The sequence below is a fragment of the Nocardioides pacificus genome (assembly GCF_054775955.1).
Genome location: NZ_BAAHCI010000014.1, coordinates 162,146 through 182,335 on the forward strand (window position 1 = coordinate 162,146; position 20,190 = coordinate 182,335).

17 protein-coding genes are annotated in these 20,190 nt (G+C 69.0%); 11 read left to right on the forward strand and 6 right to left on the reverse strand.

Going from position 1 to position 20,190, the window contains the following annotated elements:
• Positions 1-43: 43 nt before the first annotated feature.
• A complete protein-coding gene (gene sucB / locus ACYU7L_RS17145; protein WP_460799135.1) occupies positions 44-1,834 on the forward strand; it encodes a 2-oxoglutarate dehydrogenase, E2 component, dihydrolipoamide succinyltransferase in 1,791 nt (596 codons plus the stop codon).
• A gap of 84 nt (positions 1,835-1,918) precedes the next feature.
• Positions 1,919-2,848 (forward strand): TIGR01777 family oxidoreductase, encoded by a 930-nt coding sequence (locus ACYU7L_RS17150; RefSeq protein ID WP_460799138.1) that lies wholly within the window; start codon positions 1,919-1,921, stop codon positions 2,846-2,848.
• On the opposite strand, the gene ACYU7L_RS17155 is transcribed toward ACYU7L_RS17150, so the two are convergent.
• On the reverse strand, positions 2,831-3,385 hold the full coding sequence (locus ACYU7L_RS17155) for a hypothetical protein (RefSeq protein WP_460799140.1): 555 nt from the start codon (positions 3,383-3,385) through the stop codon (positions 2,831-2,833). The genes ACYU7L_RS17150 and ACYU7L_RS17155 overlap by 18 nt on opposite strands.
• 77 nt (positions 3,386-3,462) lie before the next feature.
• Between ACYU7L_RS17155 and lipB the strand changes: the two genes are divergently transcribed.
• The 5 genes from lipB to ACYU7L_RS17180 all read left to right on the forward strand — a co-directional run bounded on the left by lipB (position 3,463) and on the right by ACYU7L_RS17180 (position 8,091).
• Positions 3,463-4,200 (forward strand): lipoyl(octanoyl) transferase LipB, encoded by a 738-nt coding sequence (gene lipB / locus ACYU7L_RS17160; protein WP_460799143.1) that lies wholly within the window; start codon positions 3,463-3,465, stop codon positions 4,198-4,200.
• Between the two features lie 129 nt (positions 4,201-4,329).
• Complete coding sequence (locus ACYU7L_RS17165; RefSeq protein WP_460799146.1) at positions 4,330-5,319, forward strand: ABC transporter ATP-binding protein; 990 nt, start codon at positions 4,330-4,332, stop codon at positions 5,317-5,319.
• Positions 5,316-6,311, forward strand: coding sequence for a hypothetical protein (locus ACYU7L_RS17170; protein WP_460799148.1), 996 nt, complete (start codon positions 5,316-5,318; stop codon positions 6,309-6,311). Before ACYU7L_RS17165 ends, ACYU7L_RS17170 begins: the two co-directional genes overlap by 4 nt.
• A gap of 45 nt (positions 6,312-6,356) precedes the next feature.
• Positions 6,357-7,307 carry a lipoyl synthase gene (gene lipA, locus ACYU7L_RS17175; RefSeq protein ID WP_460799151.1) on the forward strand — a complete coding sequence of 317 codons (951 nt, stop codon included), beginning with the start codon at positions 6,357-6,359 and terminating at the stop codon, positions 7,305-7,307.
• 76 nt (positions 7,308-7,383) lie between these two features.
• Positions 7,384-8,091 (forward strand): DUF4191 domain-containing protein, encoded by a 708-nt coding sequence (locus ACYU7L_RS17180; protein WP_460799153.1) that lies wholly within the window; start codon positions 7,384-7,386, stop codon positions 8,089-8,091.
• 25 nt (positions 8,092-8,116) lie between these two features.
• On the opposite strand, the gene ACYU7L_RS17185 is transcribed toward ACYU7L_RS17180, so the two are convergent.
• Positions 8,117-8,971, reverse strand: a complete 855-nt coding sequence (locus ACYU7L_RS17185; RefSeq protein WP_460799155.1) for an LppX_LprAFG lipoprotein — start codon at positions 8,969-8,971, stop codon at positions 8,117-8,119.
• A gap of 103 nt (positions 8,972-9,074) precedes the next feature.
• Positions 9,075-9,494 (reverse strand): RDD family protein, encoded by a 420-nt coding sequence (locus ACYU7L_RS17190; RefSeq protein WP_460799157.1) that lies wholly within the window; start codon positions 9,492-9,494, stop codon positions 9,075-9,077.
• Positions 9,495-9,684: 190 nt separating this feature from the next.
• On the opposite strand from ACYU7L_RS17190, the gene glnA reads away from it, so the two are divergent.
• The 3 genes from glnA (at position 9,685) to ACYU7L_RS17205 (ending at position 12,485) form a co-directional block, all read left to right on the forward strand.
• Complete coding sequence (gene glnA / locus ACYU7L_RS17195) at positions 9,685-11,103, forward strand: type I glutamate--ammonia ligase (RefSeq protein WP_460799160.1); 1,419 nt, start codon at positions 9,685-9,687, stop codon at positions 11,101-11,103.
• Positions 11,104-11,442: 339 nt separating this feature from the next.
• Positions 11,443-11,913 (forward strand): hypothetical protein, encoded by a 471-nt coding sequence (locus tag ACYU7L_RS17200; RefSeq protein ID WP_460799161.1) that lies wholly within the window; start codon positions 11,443-11,445, stop codon positions 11,911-11,913.
• A 137-nt stretch (positions 11,914-12,050) separates the two neighbouring features.
• The gene (locus ACYU7L_RS17205) at positions 12,051-12,485 is read left to right on the forward strand and encodes a GNAT family N-acetyltransferase (protein WP_460799163.1); all 435 of its coding nucleotides are present in this window, start codon (positions 12,051-12,053) and stop codon (positions 12,483-12,485) included.
• A 408-nt stretch (positions 12,486-12,893) separates the two neighbouring features.
• Here ACYU7L_RS17205 and ACYU7L_RS17210 read toward each other — a convergent pair whose 3' ends face one another.
• From ACYU7L_RS17210 to ACYU7L_RS17220, 3 genes are all read right to left on the reverse strand, one after another.
• Positions 12,894-14,204 (reverse strand): hypothetical protein, encoded by a 1,311-nt coding sequence (locus tag ACYU7L_RS17210; protein WP_460799165.1) that lies wholly within the window; start codon positions 14,202-14,204, stop codon positions 12,894-12,896.
• Positions 14,205-14,798: 594 nt separating this feature from the next.
• Entirely contained in the window at positions 14,799-15,971 is a 1,173-nt protein-coding gene (locus ACYU7L_RS17215) for a tyrosine-type recombinase/integrase (RefSeq protein WP_460799167.1), read from the reverse strand.
• Between the two features lie 62 nt (positions 15,972-16,033).
• Positions 16,034-16,258 (reverse strand): helix-turn-helix transcriptional regulator, encoded by a 225-nt coding sequence (locus tag ACYU7L_RS17220; RefSeq protein ID WP_460799169.1) that lies wholly within the window; start codon positions 16,256-16,258, stop codon positions 16,034-16,036.
• A 304-nt stretch (positions 16,259-16,562) separates the two neighbouring features.
• Between ACYU7L_RS17220 and mobF the strand changes: the two genes are divergently transcribed.
• Positions 16,563-20,162 carry a MobF family relaxase gene (gene mobF / locus ACYU7L_RS17225; protein WP_460799171.1) on the forward strand — a complete coding sequence of 1,200 codons (3,600 nt, stop codon included), beginning with the start codon at positions 16,563-16,565 and terminating at the stop codon, positions 20,160-20,162.
• Positions 20,163-20,190 lie beyond the last annotated feature (28 nt).

Below are 20,190 nucleotides of genomic sequence, written 5' to 3' on the forward strand. Positions count from 1 at the left end.
AGACACGACGACCAGACACACGACGCGAGCGAAGGAACCTTCCATGGCCACCGAAGTCCAACTGCCGGCACTCGGCGAATCCGTCACCGAGGGAACCGTCACCCGCTGGCTCAAGCAGGTCGGTGACACCGTGGCGGTCGACGAGCCGCTGCTCGAGGTCTCCACCGACAAGGTCGACACCGAGATCCCCTCGCCCGTCGCCGGCACGCTCCTGGAGATCCGTGCCGACGAGGACGCCACCATCGAGGTCGGCGAGGTCCTCGCCGTCATCGGTGACGAGGGCGAGGGCGGCGGCGACTCCGGCGGCGGCGAGCAGCAGGAGGAGGCACCCGCGGAGCCCGAGCAGGAGTCGCAGCCCGAGCCCGAGCCGCAGCCCGAGCCGCAGCAGAGCCAGCCCGAGGAGCCCGCGGCCGAGGAGGCCCCGGCCCAGGAGGAGCAGAGCCAGCCCGCCGCCTCCGGCGGCGACAGCGGCGCCTCCGGCACGTCGGTCACCCTGCCGGCACTCGGCGAGTCCGTGACCGAGGGCACCGTCACCCGCTGGCTCAAGCAGGTCGGTGACGACGTCGCGGTCGACGAGCCCCTGCTCGAGGTCTCCACCGACAAGGTCGACACCGAGATCCCCTCCCCCGTCGCCGGCACGCTCCTGGAGATCAAGGTCTCCGAGGACGAGACCGTCGAGGTCGGCGCGGAGCTCGCCATCGTCGGTTCCGGTCAGCCCGCGCCTGCCCAGGAGTCCGCCCCCGAGCCGGAGCCGGAGCCCGAGCCGGAGCCGGAGCCGGAGAAGAAGCCGGAGCCAACCCCCGAGCCCGAGAAGAAGCCCGAGCCCGCCGCGCGCGCCTCGGAGCCTGCTCCCGAGCAGCCCCAGGCCGAGCCGAAGCAGCAGACGGAGTCGTCCGCCTCGGGCGGCGACAGCCGCGCCTACGTCACCCCGCTGGTGCGGAAGATGGCTGCCCAGCACGGCGTCGACCTCGACTCGCTGAGCGGCACGGGCGTCGGCGGCCGGATCCGCAAGCAGGACGTCCTCGACGCGGCGAAGGCCCAGGAGTCGCAGGCCGCTCCCGCTGCGTCCGCGGCTCCGGCCGAGAGCTCGGCCCCGGCCGCCGCGCCGGTCTCCCCCTCGCCGCTGCGCGGCAAGACAGAGAAGATGAGCCGACTGCGCAAGATCATCGCGCAGCGGATGGTCGAGTCGCTGCAGACCGCGGCCCAGCTCACCACGGTCGTCGAGGTCGACGTCACCAACATCTCCCGGCTCCGCGACCAGGCCAAGGCCGACTTCGCGGCGCGCGAGGGCGTGAAGCTCTCGTTCATGCCGTTCTTCGCCAAGGCCGCGATCGACGCGCTCAAGCAGCACCCGTCGCTCAACGCCGGCGTGGACATGGAGAAGGGCGAGGTCACCTACTACGACCGCGAGAACCTCTCGATCGCGGTCGACACCGAGAAGGGCCTGCTGACGCCGGTCATCAAGGACGCGGGCGACCTGTCCATCGCGGGCCTTGCCCGCAAGATCTCCGACGTCGCCGAGCGGACCCGGACCAACAAGATCACCCCCGACGAGCTGTCCGGCGGCACGTTCACGCTGACCAACACCGGCAGCCGCGGGGCGCTCTTCGACACCCCGATCATCAACCAGCCGCAGGTGGCGATCCTCGGCACGGGCACGGTCGTCAAGCGCCCGGTCGTGATCGACGACGCCAACCTCGGCGAGACGATCGCAGTGCGCAACATGGTCTACCTCGCCCTGACCTACGACCACCGGATCGTGGACGGCGCCGACGCCGCCCGCTTCCTCTCCGAGGTCAAGGAGCGTCTCGAGGCGGGCCAGTTCGAGGTCTGATCACCCGAACCACCCAGCACCACCACCGCCCGGTGGTCCTCCGATCCTGGAGGGCCATCGGGCGTCGTGTGTCACGCTGGCGGCATGCATGTCGTCGTCGCCGGCTCGTCCGGGTTCCTGGGATCCCACCTCGTCAGCGAGCTGCGCAGCCGCGGCCACCGGGTGACCCGACTCGTACGACGTGCGACGGGCGTGCCGGACGAGTCCGTCTGGGACCCCTACGCCGGTGAGATCGACGGCGACCTGATCGCCTCGGCCGACGTCGTCATCAACCTGGCGGGCTCCCCCACCGCCGGCAACCCGCACTCGAAGTCGTGGGCCGAGCAGCTGCGCACGAGCCGGGTGACCACCACCCGGCTGCTGGCCGAGACGATCGCCCAGTCCGGTGCCCAGACCGGCGACCAGACCGGCGACCAGACCGGCGCCCGGTTGCCCGCCTTCCTCGCGGGCAACGGGATCTCCTTCTACGGCGACCACGGCGCCGAGGAGCTCACCGAGCGGTCCGACAGCCGCGGCGAGGCGCTGCTGACCAGCGTGACCCGGGACTGGGAGGCCGCCGCGCAGCCTGCGGTGGATGCGGGATCGCGGGTCTGCATCCTGCGCACCGCCCCTGTGCTGGACCGGGCCAGCGCTCCCCTGCAGCCTTTGCTGCCACTCTTCAAGCTCGGCCTCGGCACCCGGCTGGGCAACGGCCGGCAGCACTTCCCGGTGATCTCGCTGCGCGACTGGGTGGGTGCCGTCGCGTTCCTGGCCGAGCATCCGGAGGCGTCCGGCCCGTTCAACCTGTGCTGCCCCGAGACCCCGACCAACGCGGAGTTCACCGACGCTCTCGCCGGTGCCGTGTCACGCCGCGCCTTCCTCGCCGTACCGTCGCCGCTGTTGCGCCGGGCCGCCGGGGCGATGGCCCCCGAGGTGCTGGGCTCCGTCAACGCCCGTCCGGCAGCCCTGACGGACGCGGGCTACACCTTCCACGACCCCGACGTGCGCGCCGTACTCTCAGCCGCCCTCGGGTGACCCGTCGGCACCTGACCGGTCTCCGGGCGCGCCAGGCAGGACCTCCTCGACCAGCCAGCCCTCCGCTGCGCGGACCAGCGTGACGGTGCGGGTCCGAGAGGCACCCTGGGGCAGGGCCAGGTCGGTGCCCTCCCCGACCGCTCGGCCCGAGGCCAGGCGCTCGGTCACGACGAGACGCCACGTCTCGCTGTCGCCCTCCAGCAGCCGCGCGCGGAGGACCTGGGTGCCGAGGTCACGGACGACGAGCCCGCGGGCGGCATAGCGACTCAGCAGGGCCACGTCCCGTCGCCCGGCCCCCGAGCCGGTGACGTAGAGGGCCCCCAGCGCCCCCACGTCGCCCTCCGCGTATGCCGCGGCACGCGCTGCGTCCCACCCTCGCAGCGCGGCGAGCGCCTGCTGCAGGGCCGAGCCGGGCCCCGTCTCCTGGGCCACCACCGTCGGGGCGTGTCGCGCCTCCAGCTTCCACAGCACACCCGTCAGCATCGTCGCCAGCACAGCGAGTGCCACGACGAGCAGGATGGTCCGGCGCACGGTCACCGCTCCAGCATGGCGCGTCGACGCCCGGGACGTCGGCGCTCATCCACAGGCGACCTCCGCAGGCGTAGGCTCGCCGGGTGGTTGACTTCACGATCGCCGGACTCGGACCTGACGCCCTCGACTATCGCGCCGCCTGGGAGCTCCAGCGTGAGGTGCATGCCGCCGTCGCCGACGGGGAGCGGCCCGGCACCGTGCTCCTGCTCGAGCACCCGCCGGTGTTCACCTGCGGCAAGCGCACCGACCCGCACGAGCGTCCCGCCGACCCCGGCACGGCCGACGTCATCGACGTCGACCGGGGCGGCAAGATCACCTTCCACGGCCCCGGCCAGCTGGTCGGCTACCCGATCGTTCGGCTGCCCGACCACGTGCTGGTCGTCGACTACGTGCGCCGGGTCGAGGAGGCGCTGATCGCCGTCTGCGCCGACCTCGGCGTCACCACCGCCCGGGTCCCGGGCCGCAGCGGCGTCTGGCTGGCGGCGGACGACACCGGAGCCGGCAGCCGGCCCGAGCGCAAGATCGCGGCGATCGGCATCCGGGTCAGCCGCGGCGTGGCCATGCACGGGTTCTCCCTCAACTGCGACGTCGACCTCGGCTGGTACGACCGGTTCGTGCCGTGCGGCATCGCCGATGCCGGCGTCACCTCGCTCTCGCACGAGCTCGGCCGGCGGGTGAGCGTCCAGGAGGTGCTGCCCAGCGTCGAGCGGCACTTCGCCGACCTGCTGGCCTGGGGGCCCTACGTGCCCACCCCCGACTACGAGCCCCGCCCCGAGCCGGGCCGCGCCCCGCGCATCGAGATCCTCACCCCCGGCGGCTGACTCCCGGCGGCTGACTCCCGGCGGCTGACTCCGACGGCTGACCGCGCGTCGGTCCCACCACCGCCTGCCGGCACCTGCCACGATCACGGTCCGGCCGCAGCGCGCGGCGGGTGACACGGGGGTGTGCTGGTGCTGGACAGCGTGGCGACGAGCGACGTCTCGGCGGGCGACCTGGTGATCGAGACCCACCAGCTCCGCAAGGAGTTCCGCGGCCGGGCCGGGCGCCGGGTGGCGGTCTCCGACCTGAATCTCGCCGTCCCGGCAGGGGGCGTGCACGGCTTCCTCGGGCCCAACGGATCCGGGAAGACCACGACCATCCGGATGCTGCTGGGACTCGCCTCGGCCACCTCGGGCAGCATGCGACTGTTCGGGACGCCGGTCCCCCAGCGCCTGCCCTCGGTCATCGACCGGATCGGCGCCGTGGTCGAGTCCCCGAAGTTCGCCCCCGGCTTCAGCGGACGGCAGAACCTCACCCTGCTTGCCCGCTCACTCGGAGTGCCGGCCACCCGCGTGGACGCCTCGCTCGAGACCGTCGGTCTGACCGGGCGCGACAAGGACCGCTACAAGGGCTACTCACTCGGCATGAAGCAGCGCCTGGCGATCGCGGCGACCCTGCTCAAGGAGCCCGACCTGCTGATCCTCGACGAGCCCACCAACGGGCTGGATCCAGCCGGCATCCACCAGATCCGGGAGACGATCCGCACGCTCGGCAGCTCCGGTGTCACCGTGCTGCTGAGCTCCCACATCCTCGCCGAGGTCCAGCAGGTGTGCACCTCGGCCACCATCATCGGGCGCGGGCGGATGCTCGCCTCGGGCAAGGTCGACGACCTGCTCGGCACCACCTCGCTGGCTCGTCTCCGCGTGCGTGTCTTTGACCCGGAGACCGCGACGCGGCTGCTGCGCGCGGCCGACTTCACTGTCGAGCCGGACGAAGACCACTCCGACGCGCCCGGCACGGCCCTGCGCATCGACACCGACCGGCCACCGCAGGAGGTCACTCGGGTCCTCGGCGACGGCGGCGTCTGGCTCTCGGAGCTGACGCCGGTGCGCGCCGACCTCGAGAGCGTGTTCCTCGAGCTCACCGCGCAGGACACGCTCGGCCAGGAGACGGTCCGATGATCCGGCTGATCGGCGTCGAGCTCACCCGGCTGCGTTGGCGGCGGGCCGTCCTGGTCCTGCTCGCGGCCGCGTTCGTCGTACCCCTCGTGATCGGTGCAGGTCTCGCCTGGCAGACCCGGCCCGTCAGCGAGGGCGACTACCAGCGCGCCGAGCAGCTGGCGGCCGAGGAGTCCGCGCTGCTCGAGGCCGACCCCTGGTTCATCAAGGAGGTGAACCGCTGCCTGGATCGACGCACCGAGGACGACGCGACGCCCACCCCCGAGGTGGAGAGCGCGTGCCGCGAGCGGCTCCTGCCGAAGGCCGAGTACTTCATCTACCGCTCGAAGCTCACCCTGATCGACCAGAAGCAGGAGACCGGCACCGCCGTCGTCCTGCTGCTCGTGGTGGTCACGATGCTGATCGGTACGACGTTCGCGGGCGCCGACTGGAACAGCGGCTCGATGAGCAACCAGCTCTTGTTCGAGGTGCGCCGCAGCCGCGTCTGGCTGGCCAAGGCGCTGGCCGTGCTGGTCACCACCCTGGTCACCTCGGTGATCGTGCTCACGGCCTACTGGACCGGCCTCTGGGCGGTGGCCGCCTCGCGCGACCAGGCGATCCACGACGACATCGTCGCGATCCTGGCGGGCTTCAGCGGCCGGGGGGTGCTGCTGGCCGGCGCCGCGGCGCTCGGCGCCTACGCGGTCACGATGCTCTTCCGCAGCACCGTGGCCACGCTGGGGTTGCTGTTCGCGGTCGCCGTGGTCGGCTCACTCCTGGTCGGAGTGCTGCCGCTGCCCTCCCCGGAGCGGTGGATGCTGCCCAGCAACGTGCTGGCGGTCCTCTACGACGGGATCCGCTACTGGGACCAGAGCAAGTGCACCGGCGCGACCCCCACCGTGAACTGCGGCGACGCGGTGCTCACCACGGGCCAGGCGAGCCTCTACCTGGGCACGCTGCTCGCGGCGTCCGTCACCGCCTCGCTGCTGGTCTTCCGGCGCCGCGACGTGCCCTGACGGGGGCCGTGGGGCCTGCCCAGCACCGGCGTAGAGTGGGCCAACGTGACCCAAGCTCCCGCCCCTGAAGGCCGCAAGCTCCTCCGTTTGGAGGTGCGCAACGCGGAGACCCCGATCGAGCGCAAGCCCGAGTGGATCAAGACCCGCGCCAAGATGGGTCCGGAATACAAGCACCTCCAGAGCCTGGTGAAGTCCGAGGGACTCCACACCGTGTGCCAGGAGGCGGCCTGCCCCAACATCTACGAGTGCTGGGAGGACCGCGAGGCGACGTTCCTCATCGGCGGCGACCAGTGCACGCGGCGCTGCGACTTCTGCCAGATCGACACCGGCAAGCCGCAGGCACTCGACCGCGACGAGCCGCGCCGGGTGGCGGAGTCGGTCCAGACGATGGGTCTGCGCTACGCCACCATCACCGGCGTCGCCCGCGACGACCTGGAGGACGGCGGCGCCTGGCTCTATGCCGAGACCGTCCGTGCGATCCACGAGCTCAACCCTGAGACCGGCGTCGAGAACCTGATCCCCGACTTCAACGGCAAGCCCGACCTGCTGCGCGAGGTCTTCGAGTCGCGCCCCGAGGTGCTCGCTCACAACGTCGAGACGGTGCCGCGGATCTTCAAGCGGATCCGCCCGGCCTTCCGCTACGAGCGCTCCCTCGACGTGCTGACCCAGGCGCGCGACTTCGGCCTCGTCACCAAGTCCAACCTGATCCTGGGCATGGGCGAGACCCGCGAGGAGGTCTCGCAGGCGCTGCAGGACCTGTACGACGCGGGCTGCGAGCTGGTCACGATCACGCAGTACCTGCGCCCCTCCGTGCGCCACCACCCCGTCGAGCGCTGGGTCAAGCCCGAGGAGTTCGTGGAGCTCAAGGACGAGGCCGACCAGATCGGATTCTCCGGCGTGCTGTCCGGCCCGCTGGTTCGTTCGTCGTACCGGGCCGGTCGGCTGTACCGTCAGGCCATGGACGCGCGCTCGGAGACGGTCGTCACGTCCGTCTGACGTCGCTCCACCGGGCGCCGTCGGCCCCCGTTACGATCACCCGTCACGATCACTCGCACGAAGCAAAGGCACTCGCATGTCGACCCCCGTCGCCCCGGCCAACATGAACCGGCGCCAGCAGTTCGCCCAGACCTACCGGATGACGAAGAAGTCCGACACGCGCATCGGGCTGTGGCTGCTCGGCACCTTCCTCGTCGGTGCCGCGGTCGGCTTCGTGCTCTTCAAGATCCTGCCCGGCAGCGGGATCATCGAGTGGATCATGAGCATCGTCGGCGCGATCATGATCGGCGTCCTCGCGGCGCTCATCGTCTTCGGCCGGCGCGCCCAGCGTGCGGCGTACAACCAGATGGAGGGCCAGCTGGGGGCCGCCGCCGCGGCGCTGCAGATGCTCAAGCGCGGCTGGAAGACCGACCCGGTGGTCGCGTTCACCAAGCAGCAGGACGTCGTGCACCGGGTCGTGGGCCCGCCCGGCATCGTGCTCGTCGGCGAGGGGAACCCCAACCGGGTCCGCTCGCTGATGATCAACGAGCGCCGCAAGCACGCGCGGGTGGTCGCGGACACTCCGATCCACGAGGTCATGCTCGGCAACGACGAGGGCCAGGTGCCGCTGCCCAAGCTGGTGCGTCACATCACCAAGCTCAAGCGCGCCGTGAAGCCGGCCGAGCTCACCGACGTGCTCAGCCGCCTCCGGGCGCTCGACGCCAACCGCTCGAACATCCCGCTGCCCAAGGGGCCGATGCCGACCAACATGAAGGGCATGCGCCAGAACATGCGCGGCCGCTGAGGCTTCGCATCAGCGGCCGCGTCGCTCAGGCGGCGGGGCTGCTCCCCATCTCCACGATCTCGTCCTCCGGCGGGGCCTCGATGCTCACCGGCTCGCCCCAGGCGTCCATCTCCACGGTGACCGAGCCGTTCGCCTCGCCCAGGTCCATCTCGGTGACGCGGGTGCGGCTCTCGTCGTCGAGCCAGATGTCGTAGGTCATCTCCTCGGGGAGGTCGACCTTGGGCTGGCCCGTACCCATCTGGCCCATCATGTCGCCGCCCAGCTCCTTGAGCGCCTCCGGGTCGAGGGTCATCGTGTAGTGGCGCAGCGACTCGCCGTCGACGTCCTCCTCACCGACGAAGACCACCTTCTCGATGCCCTCGGTCAGGCCCTCCATCGTCTTGCGCGGGTCGAGCTGCTCGGTGAAGAGCTGGCCCATCGGGTTGTTGGGGTCGTCGCTGTCCAGGGCGATGAACTTCCCGTTGGTCATCCCGGGCACGGAGGCATAGATGGTGCCGTCGACGAGTCGGATGTCCATCTCCTCCTCCCCCATGGCCGAGTTGGACATCGTCATCGCCATCGCCGGCGGGGTCTCGGTGTAGTCCACGTCGCCCTCGGCGGTCATCTCCATGGTGCCGCCCTCCATGGTCATCGTGAGATGGGCGGTGGTGACGTCGTCGAGCCCCGAGGCGATCTCGTCGGCGAACTCGGCAGGGTCGACCTCCTCGCCCTCCGCGACGTCGGCGACAGGGGCTGCGCCGGCACCGTCGGACTCGCTGGTGGAGGCGGAGGTGTTCGCGGTGTCGTCCGCGTCGTCAGAGCCGCAGGAGGTCAGCGTCACCAGCAGCAGGGGGGTCGCGGCGGCGATGGCCGCACGGCGTACGAGCGTGGTGCGTCGCATGGGTGAGCCTTTCGTGGTCGGCTGCCGAGCTGGCGCCCGGCAGGCTCCTCCAGCGTACGACTCCCCCGCTGACTCCGGCTGAGAGCGAGGTGAGATCTGGCTGTCAGTCAGACTTGCGTCCGCCGCGGGCGACGGCCAGCGGGACGGTCGCCGTACCGGCCACGATGTCGTGCAGGCCGCGGCCGTCCGGGCGGAAGACCAGCGGCGGGATGACCAGAGCCACCATCACCTGGCGCAGCAGCGCCAGCAGCGGCGAGACCGGCAGACCGCTGCCGTCGGTGCGTACGACGCGCAGCCGGGTGGCCAGCTTGCCGAAGGAGCCACCGGCGAGCACCGTCAGGATCGTCGACTCGAGGACGTAGATGGTCAGCGTCAGCAGTCCCGGCACCGGGTCGCCGGGCTCCCCGAAGTAGCCGTCGCCGCCCAGGATGAAGATGGCCACGGCCATCGAGGCGAACCAGTCGACGACCAGCGCGAGCATCCGGTGGATCCAGGACGCGGTCTCGAGGGAGGGGGCATTCACCGGCTCAGGCTATCGAGCGAATGTGAGCGGCTAGACCAGGCCCACCTGTTACATCGGCGAAACAATGTGGATATGGTCCAGAAACTGCCTCTGCGTAGTTTTCAGGCTTGTCTGGTGCAGCGCCGCACCAGAATCTCCCATCGCACTGCATGCCGGCCCGGACTGACCCAGCCGCGGCCAAGGAGGACGAATGTTCGCAAACAGCGACGAGCTGCTGAAGTACATCAAGGACGAGCGCGTCGAGATGGTCGACGTCCGGTTCTGCGACCTGCCGGGCGTGATGCAGCACTTCACGGTCCCCGTCTCGTCGTTCGACCAGTCGGTCTTCGAGGACGGACTGGGCTTCGACGGCTCCTCGATCCGTGGCTTCCAGGCCATCCACGAGTCGGACATGCAGCTGTTCCCGGACCCCAGCACGGCCTACATCGACCCCTTCCGGGTCGCCAAGACGCTGGTCGTGAACTTCTTCATCCACGACCCGATCACGGGTGAGGCCTACTCCCGCGACCCGCGCAACATCGCCCGCAAGGCGATGGCCTACATGGCCAGCACGGGCATCGGCGACACGGCGTACTTCGCCCCCGAGGCCGAGTTCTACGTCTTCGACAACGTGCGCTTCGAGACCAAGGCCAACGCCGGGTACTACCACATCGACTCCGAGGCCGGCGCCTGGAACAGCGGCTCCGAGGACAACAACCGCGGCTACAAGGTCAAGTACAAGGGCGGCTACTTCCCCGTCGCGCCGTACGACCACTTCGGCGAGCTGCGCGACGAGATGGTCATCGAGATGGAGCGCGCGGGTCTCCACGTCGAGCGCGCCCACCACGAGGTCGGCACCGCCGGCCAGGCCGAGATCAACTACAAGTTCGACGAGCTGCTCAAGGCCGCCGACGACGTCATGAAGTTCAAGTACATCGTCAAGAACGTCGCGTGGCGCAACGGCAAGACCGCGACCTTCATGCCGAAGCCGATCTTCGGCGACAACGGCTCGGGCATGCACGTGCACCAGTCGATCTGGAACAACGGCGAGCCGCTGTTCTACGACGAGACCGGCTACGCGGGCCTCTCCGACATGGCGCGCTACTACATCGGCGGCATCCTCAAGCACGCCCCGTCGCTGCTGGCCTTCACCAACCCGACGGTGAACTCCTACCACCGCCTGGTGCCCGGCTTCGAGGCCCCGATCAGCCTGGTCTACAGCCAGCGCAACCGCTCGGCCTGCGTCCGGATCCCGATCACGGGCTCCAACCCCAAGGCCAAGCGCATCGAGTTCCGCTGCCCCGACCCGTCGGCGAACCCCTACCTGGCGTTCTCGGGCCTGCTGCTCGCCGGCATCGACGGCATCAAGAACAAGATCGAGCCGCCGGCCCCCGTAGACAAGGACATCTACGAGCTGCCGCCGGACGAGATGGCCGAGATCAACCAGGTCCCGACCCGTCTCGACGACGTGCTCAACAACCTGGAGAACGACCACGAGTTCCTGACGGCCGGCAACGTCTTCACGCCGGACCTGATCGAGACGTGGATCGACTACAAGCGCCAGAACGAGATCCTGCCCGTGCAGCTGCGTCCGCACCCGCACGAGTTCGAGCTCTACTACGACATCTGATCGACCTCGCTGATCGAGCTTGTCGAGATCCGGCCCCTGACCTGCGGAAACGCAGGATCGGGGGTCGTTCTCGTTGGCTCAAAACGGGCCAAATTCCGCAGGGATTCCGCAGGAGATTCGCTCCACGCGCCGTTCGAGGCTCACACCGACGGCCGCACTCGCCGTTAGCGGTTCTCAAGACCTCGGAGGACGCGCACCTTTGCGGCGATAGGACGCACTCATCGCGGCATGTCCGGATGGCCACAGCCCAAGTAGTCTGCGGCATGGCTGGAGGTCCCCGTGCCGTCAGGTGGCGATTTGGAACCGAGTCGCGACTTGCTACGTCCCATACTCGTGACTGTGCACTGTCCTCTGGTTCTCGTCATCGCCAGTTTGGCTCTGGGTGGTTGCGGCGTGATGGAAGGCGAAGACCCCACACCGCACTCCGACGTGACCGCCGACGACGCCACCGTCGCACTCGTCGAAAGGGCCGAAGCTGACCTGGTCCTCATCGTCAGCAACCAGTCCCTCGACGACGATGAAACTCGTCTGACGGTCACGGTCGACGGTGTCACGGTGGTCGACGGCGACTTTCACGTCGAGGATCAGCACAACTGGATCTCCTTCCCCCTGAGCCTGCCCCCGGGCAGCCATGAGGTCGTCGCGGAGTCCGACTCAGGGGGAACGCTACGCGAGTCATTCGAGGTACCGCGCAACAAGACGCGTTACGCGATCATCGAGCATTGGACCGAGGATGACTCGGCGGAGTCCGACGACGCACCGGTGGACCTCACCTGGCAGTTCCTGCGTCAAGCGCCTGCATTCAGCTGAGCGGGCAGGGGGTCTACGCCGCTATCCGATCCACGCGCCAGCCCGGAGCGGCCAACTGCCCGCCCATCGGCAGTTCCGTGCGCCATCAGGGGGCAAATGAGTGCGTCGGCCGGTGTCGCGGTGATTACGCTTTCCTGGTGATCCGTGGAGCAAGCAGCGAGGACTTTGGTGCCATCCGTCGCCTGTATCGGCAGCTGCATCCAGAGGATCCTGTCCTTGAGGATGACTCCGAGCGATCCGTGTTCGAGACGATCTTGGACACCCCCGGTCTGACTCTGCTGGTCCTGGAGGTCGGGGGCGATGTCGTTGCCACCACCTATCTCAACGTCATCCCCAACATGACGCGGAACGCCTCGCCTTACGCAGTGATCGAGAACGTCGTGGTGGATGAATCTCTGCGTGGCACCGGGTTGGGGAAGCAGATCATGGTGGCAACGCTCCAGCGCGCCTGGAACGCAGGCTGCTACAAGGCCATGCTGCTCACCGGGTCTAAGGACCCTCAGACCCACGCGTTCTACCGATCCTGCGGGTTCTCGCCGGACGCCAAGACGGCCTATCTCGCACGACCCTGACCCGTCGCTTGACCCGGCCCCGGCCGAAATCCCGGTCTCGTCGTCTTCGACGTTCGCACGCTCATCGGCTGATCCGCGCGCTATCAACGGCACGAGCGGACGTCCCTGAGGCGAGCGTCAGTTTCGTTCGTCGAAGTCCGCGAAGCGGTCGATGATGTTCCCCTTGGAATCCGTCACGACCCACTGGCCAGGCCCAGGGGCGAAGTCATCCTCTGGCAACTCACGTGTCTCCGAGGGCTGCCAGTCGTAGGAGCCATCGTAGACCAAGTAGCGAGCCGTGGCAGGCGTCGCTGTCGACGCTCCCCGAAAACTAGGCCAGTAGCGCTCTTCGAAAAGCGAATTCGTATCAATCGTCCATATCACGGAAGACGAGTTGGAGTGCCCGTCGTCCTGGAGACCAGTTCCAGGTCACTTCTCGAGGCCGCCCTTGAAATCGACCGTGTAGGGGTCGAGGATCTCCTTGTTCGCGCCCACGAGCTGGTCGCCGATGTAGTACTTGACCATGTTGTGGAACGCAGCGTTGTCGCCGAGCGTTTCGACCAGGGCCTTGTTGAATTGGTTGATGAACTGGTGGGACAGCTCGACGTCTTGGACGAGGAAGCTCGGATCCAGGTACACGTACACGACGCCGTCAGCGCTTCCGGGTCCGACGCGAAGGAACGCTTCGAAGTTGGCAAGGGTGTTGAACGTCTTCCGAACGCCGTCGGCGTCCCTGAGCATCTTCTTCTCCGAGCCGGCCGCCTTCTCCTCCGCAGTGGTTCCTGCCGACAGCGTCTTTGCGCTGACGGCCCGCAGCCATCCATTCGATTTCTCGTCGTCGATAGTGACTTCGACGAGCTCGACGACCATCTCGACCTTGGTGCCGTCGGTCCACTTTTCGGCGTCCGCCTCATCGACGAACACCATCAGGTCCTGCTTACCCCCCTGAGCCTTAAACATGACCGAGTAGTCACCGGAGGCGCCTACGCCCCAAAGGCGCTCTTCGAACAGCGGGCCGCTGATGCGGAAGCGGTCGCCAGTCTTGGGGTCGGATGGAGCGGGCCCGTCGATTGTCTGGTTGTTGAGTTTGTCGAGCACGGCATCGACCGAGATGTCGGTGACCGGTGTTTTGGCCTTCGCCGTAGGGGTGGGCTCGACGGAGTCTGAGGGTGAGGGTGTGGTGCTGGCCGCTGCCGGCGCGCTGCTCGGCGCGGGATCGGCGTCGTCGCTGAACAGCGAGGCGATGCCAGTGATCGCGAGCACCAGGACGATGATGCCCACCAGTCCGCCCAGAGCCACGATCTGCTGGCGGGTGAAGCCCGGCGGCTTGGGTGCCTTTCGCTTGACCTCAGGCTTCAATCGACCCAGCGACGCCCCGAGGTTCCCTTGAGTGGCCGACTCGCGCCACTGAGTGGCGCGGGCCGCCGCACCCTTGTGGCCTTCATCAACTCCGCTCGGGGCCGACGGGGCCGACGGGGCCGACGGGGCGGGCGGGAAGGGCGGGAAGGGCATGGCCGACGTGGCCGGCTGAACAACGTCCGATGGGGAAGTCGCTGTTGAGTGGTCCTCGGTGGTGGGGGGCGGCACCGGTGGACCTTGGCGTCGGCTCTGGTCGTCGGCCCACTTCTCCTCGGCCTGCTCCTTGACATCGGCCGCCAGTTCGCGGGCCTGCTCGGCAGCCTTTCGAGCCTGAACTGCCGCCTGGGCGGCAGCGTCCTTCATCCGGTCTTTGAAGCTCATGTGTTCCTTCCGCGCATGCCGAGGCATGCCTCCCGCGTGGTCGGACCCGTGAGAGGTTCCAAGTCTGTCCAGGGCAATCTACGGGGGAGGGAAGGTGGGCCTGATCGGTTCCTGCGAAATCGTTGCGCCGTGCCCTCGACCACGCGGTCACCGAAGGCCTCGTACGTCATGCGACCGGGTGGTCTCCGGGCCGAGATCGATGGACGCGGCAAGGTCGAAAGAATCGGAGCGTGACCACGCCGTCCGACTCTTCGCCCTTGACCTGCGCCCTGCGCGAACGGCTGACGGTCCCGTCGCCAAACGAGAAGGCATCGTCTTCGGGCACCTTCAGCAACACGTCGGTGTCCTGGTCGTCGCACAGTCTATGAACCTTGCCGCGGACAGCGAGGGCGCTCCGTTGCTCTTGGTCAGGGTGATGCCTCGCTGAAAGCGGCGCGGGATCCCGGAGTCGCGGACGTCCAAGGACCTCGACGCCGTGGTCCGCGGAGATTTCCATCGTCAAGGTCATCCTGGGCGGAATGCTCCGGACCTTCCAGCAGGCACGTGCCGGCCGAAGGTCGATGCTCGTTGATCGCATGCGACAAGATGGGCCGGTCAATCGCGACTCTCGCCTTCTGAAGTTCGTTCGCGATACACCACCGCGACTGCTGCTCGGGAGGAGTCGTCACGCTCGGGCCAAAGGTGGCCGTAGGTATCGAGTGTGGTCTTGGCGGACGCGTGCCGTAGCCGTGCCTGGACGACCTTGACGTCGAGCCCAGACGCGATGAGCAGCGAGGCGAAGTAGTGGCGCAGGTCGTGGAACCTGAAGTCGTCGGGCAGACCCGCCGCCCTGCGGCACGCCCGCACCCCGCGTTCGATCGTCCACGGTCCGGCGGGGTTTCCCCACTGATCGCTGGCCAGGAATCGCCCGTCACCGCACTGGATCGCTTCGGCAAGGAGGCGCGCCATCTCCTTGGGGATCGGGATTGGTGTCCGGCTCATGTCGGACTTGAGCGGCTCGTCGAGCCACTGACGCGCAGGCGAAACTACCCCCGTCGCGAAGTCGATGTCCTCGACACGAATCGCTGCCGCCTCGGCCAGCCGTAACCCTGCGTGGGCTCCGAGCAGGATCGCCGGACGCACACCTTCGGGTACGGCGTCGTAGAGCGCCCACACCTGTCGCGTCGTTGCGACGTACGGCCGCTGCTTCCCCATCCCTGGCGACGTCCGACGCGAGCACGGGTTGCGCACAACGAGCCCGTCGTGGACGGCGTCGGTGAAGAGCTGCGAGAGGCGAGCGTGGAGCGCGTAGGTGTAGGAGTCGGCACGACCTTCGTCCTTGAGGACTGCTGTCCAGGTGCGTACGTCGGACGGCTTCACCGCCGAGAGCGGCACAGACCCGAAGTGCGCCTTGATGATCTTGATGTGAGCAACGGCCTGCCGCACGGTCGACTTGCGCCGGGTGCCGTAGCCGGCGAGCCACTTGTCGCACCACTCCCCCACCGTCAGCTTGGCGTCCTTGGGTGTGACGTGGTCACCGCGCAGCAGAGCGGAGAGCTGCTTGTCGATCCATTTCTGCGCGTCAACCTTCCGGTCGAACGCGCGCGTGTGTTCGCGGCCGGCGTCGTCGACGTACCTGGCGCGCCATCGGGTCACCGTGCCCGCGACGGCCGACGGCACCTCGATGGTGTCGCCACCCTCGTCCTTGATGCGCTTGCGCCAGCGGTCCTCGACGGCTCCGCGTTGGGAGCGTCGCTGCCGGGGCGTGGTCCTGGGCTGCTTGCTCATCTGTCCGCCGTAGCACTCGTCGCCACCCGACGGGGTCGGCGATCGCCGTGCCTGTGGAGAAGTCAGGCGACTCCGCGGCCTGTGGACTCGCGCTGTTCGTCGAGCCAGTCCATGACGTCCCGGCGCCAGTAGCGCAGACGCCGCCCGATGATGAAGCCGCGCGGCCCCGTGCCCAGCACGCGCCAGTAGCGCAGTGAGGCCACGGGCATGCGGATCAGCTCGGCGACCTCCTCGATGGTCAGCAATTCGTCGCGGAGGGTGGGGTCGCGGTGAAGGTACTCGGTCATGGTCGGCTCCCGACTGTCGAGATTGGTCCTACCCCTAAAGGCCGGAACAAGCGTGCGAGTGGCCAGCGATCTCGCCACCTGTCACACCGTGTTCACCCTCTCCACCGCCCTGCCGACTCCTTTTCTCCGCTCTGACCTCCCCCTTCTCATTCTCCTTCACCTCGGCCTTCTCCTCCCTCGCTCCCTCTCCGCCCGACCCCCGTGCTCCTTCCTCTCCTCTCCTCCCACTCCCCACACACCTCTTTCATCCACAGCCCGTTCCGTGGCCACTCGCGAACTGCGCGCGGCCGTTTGGGATGTGACCATGACGCTTCACAAGCTCTCGGCGGGGTCAGGGTATGAGTACCTGACTCGGCAGGTGGCCGCGCTCGACTCGACGGAGAAGGGCGCCACTCCCCTGGCCGACTACTACTCAGCGAAGGGTGAGTCGCCCGGCCGCTGGGTCGGCTCCGGGCTCGTTGGGATCGACGGCTTGGATGCCGGCGACGTCGTGACCGCCGAACAGATGAAATACCTGTTCGGCACCGGATCGCACCCGCTCACGGGCGAGCTGTTCGGGGCGGCGTACAGGGTCTACGACAACACTGGCATCGACGGGTTCAACGCCGAGGTCGCCAGGCGAGTCCGCGCCACGGGGGTTTCGACAGGCTCAACCACCGGGAAGCCGCCGGGCGACCTGCTCGCTCGGGTGCGCAGCGAGGTCGCCCGGGAGTACTTCGTCGCCGAGCACGGACGAGAGGCGGAGAGCTCCCGGGAGTTGTCGGATGCGCTGGCTCGCTACTCCCGGCCGCGGCAGTCGGCGGTGGCCGGGTTCGACCTGACGTTCTCCCCGGTGAAGTCGGTCTCGGCGCTCTGGGCCGTGGCGCCTATCGAGGTGTCCCGGGTGATCGAGGATGCGCACGACGCGGCCGTCGGTGACGCCCTGCACTTCATCGAGCGCGAGGTGCTGTTCACCCGGGAGGGGCGCAACGGTGCCCGGCAGGTCGAGACGCGTGGGCTCAACGCGGCGGCGTTCACCCACCGCGACTCCCGGGCGGGTGACCCCGATCTGCACACCCACGTCGCGTTGGCCAACAAGGTGCAGACGGGCTCGGGCAAGTGGCTCTCGATCTACGGCAAGGTCCTGCACGAGCACGTCGTCGCCGCGTCGGAGACCTACAACACCGCCCTGGAGCGGCACCTGGTCGAGACGCTCGGAGTCACGTTCGTCGAGCGGCCCGGGGTTTCGACCGGCTCAACCACCGGAGATCGCAAGCGGCCCGTCCGCGAGATCGAGGGCGTCTCGGAGGAACTGTCTGAGCGGTGGTCGCAGCGGCGAAACTCCGTCGTTGCGCGGCAACGGGAGCTGGCGCGGGAGTTCCGAATGAGGCACGGCCGCCCACCGACACCGGTCGAGTCGGTGGCGCTGGCACAACAGGCGAACCTCGAGACCCGCGAGGCCAAGCACGAACCGCGGTCGTGCGCCGAGCAGCGGCAGGCCTGGTGGAGCGAGGCCGTCGACGTGCTCGGGTCCGAGCTGAATGTCGAGTCGATGGTGTCGACGGCTCTTCGCCGTGCCCCGCGGCCGGAGCAGCCGGTCACGACGGCGTGGATCCACGCCGCCGCTGAGCGGGTGATCGCGGAGGTTGAGTCACGACGGGCGACCTGGCAGGTGTGGCACCTACGAGCCGAGGCACAGCGCCAGGTGCGGGGCGTCGCCGTACCTGCTGACCGGGTGGCTGAGGTTGTCGAGTGGATCGTCGACGACGCGATCGGTCGCCTGTCGATCAACCTGACGCCGGAGCTTGATCCGATCACCGAGCCGTCCGTGCTGCGTCGCTCGGACGGCACCAGCGTCTACCGGCACACGGGCCGGGATCGCTACACGAGCCGTCGTGTGCTGGAGGCCGAGCAGCGCATCGTCGATGCTGCCGGGCGCTTCGACGGCCTCGCGTGGTCTGCCGACGACGTGGAGCTGTCGGTGCTCGCCGCGATCCTCGACGGCGTTCCGCTCAACCGCGGCCAACAGGACATGGTGACCGCGCTGGCGACCAGCGGAATGCGCGTGCATCTCGCCCTCGCGCCAGCCGGGTCGGGCAAGACAACGGCCATGCAGGTGCTGGCGAACGTGTGGACCGAGGGTGGCCACAATGCGGTCGGGCTGGCGCCGTCCGCGGCTGCCGCTGCGGCGCTCGCCGAGGCGACCGGAATGCCGTGCGAGACGCTCGCCAAGGTCGTCCACGACGTCCGCCACGACGGCGACTCGTCGCTCGTGGCCAGCATCGGCCCCGGCACGCTGGTGGTCATCGACGAGGCCGGCATGGCCGACACACTCACCCTGGCGGCCGTGATCGAGTACGCCGTCGCGCAGGGCTCGTCGGTGCGGCTCATTGGTGACGACCGCCAGCTCGCCGCTATCGGCGCCGGTGGCGTGCTGCGGGACATCGCCGCCACCCACGGTGCGGTTCGCCTGGACGAGCTTGTGCGGTTCGCCGATCCGGCTGAGGCTGAGGCGTCGTTGGCGCTGCGCGAGGGAGACCAGTCCGCGCTGGGCTTCTACCTCGACAACGATCGGGTTCACGTCGGCGACGCCGACAGCTCTGTCGATGAGATGTTCGAGGCCTGGCGGCACGAGGGCGCCGGCGGCCGGGACTGCCTCATGCTCGCGCCAACGCGTGAACTCGTCCGGGAGCTGAACCTGCGAGCCCAGGCCGCCCGCAGCCCAGCCGGCGCCTCCGCGCCGCTCTCGGATGGTTGCGCGGCCCACGTCGACGACGTGGTGATCAGCCGTCGCAACGATCGACGGCTCGGCGTGAGCGGCACGGACTGGGTCAAGAACGGCGACCGCTGGCAGGTCGAGGCTGTGCGCGCGGACGGCGGCCTGGCCGTGCGACAGCTCGCCTCGCGGCTCCATGCGACGCTGCCCGCGGAGTACGTCGCCGCCCACGTCGAGCTCGGCTACGCCTCCACGGTGCACACCGCCCAGGGCATCACCACCGACGTCGTCCACGGCGTCGTCACCGGCGCAGAAGACCGGCAGCTGCTCTACACGATGCTCACCCGCGGTCGCGTCGAGAACCACGCCCACCTCGTCCTCGGCTCCGATGAGACACACGCCCTGCCCAGCCCGACCGACGACCGTGCGCTGACCGCGACCGAGGTGCTCGAAGGGATCCTCGCCCGCGACGGTGCCGCCGTCTCCGCCACCACGGCGCAAGCGACGGGCGCTTCGCCGGAGGCCCAGCTGCACGACGCGGTCACGCGGTACGCCGACGCGGTCACCCTCGCCGCATCCATGCTGCGTGCTGACCCTGAGGACGCCGGACCCGGACCCCTCCCCTGGCTACCGGGCATCCCCGAGGTTGCGGCCGACCATCCGAGCTGGGGGCCGTACCTGTCCGCGCGCTCGCGCCGAGCCAGCGCGCTGGCCGGCGAAGTCGCCCGACGCGAGAGGTTGCCGCGCTGGACGACGCGATACGACGACGTCCTCACCGCGGATTTGCGCCGTGAGTTGGCCGTGTGGCGGGCGGCCAACGGCGTACCCGCAGACGGGCGGTCGCTCGTCGGACCGCCACCGAACGACGACGACGGGGCGGCGTACCACCGCAACCTCACCAACCGGATCAATGCCCGCTACGGTGAAGCGCTCCACGTCTGGCAGGAGCGGATCGTCGCGTACGTCGGACATCGCGACGAGCAGACCGGTCAGTTGGCGAAGTACCTCGACGGGCTCCAGCGCATGGGAGTGAACGCCGAGAGAATCCTCGCACTCGCCGCCGCCCGGAAACCGCTGCCGGTCGACCACCCAACCGCCGCCCTCGCCTACCGAGTCAAGGATCTCGCCGCACGGCGGACCCGGAGCGCGGGTTTTGACGACGACCTCCGCCGCACGACGCCCTCCACTGGACCTGCGTTGGGGCTCTGATACTCATGTGCCACTTGGAATGTATCTA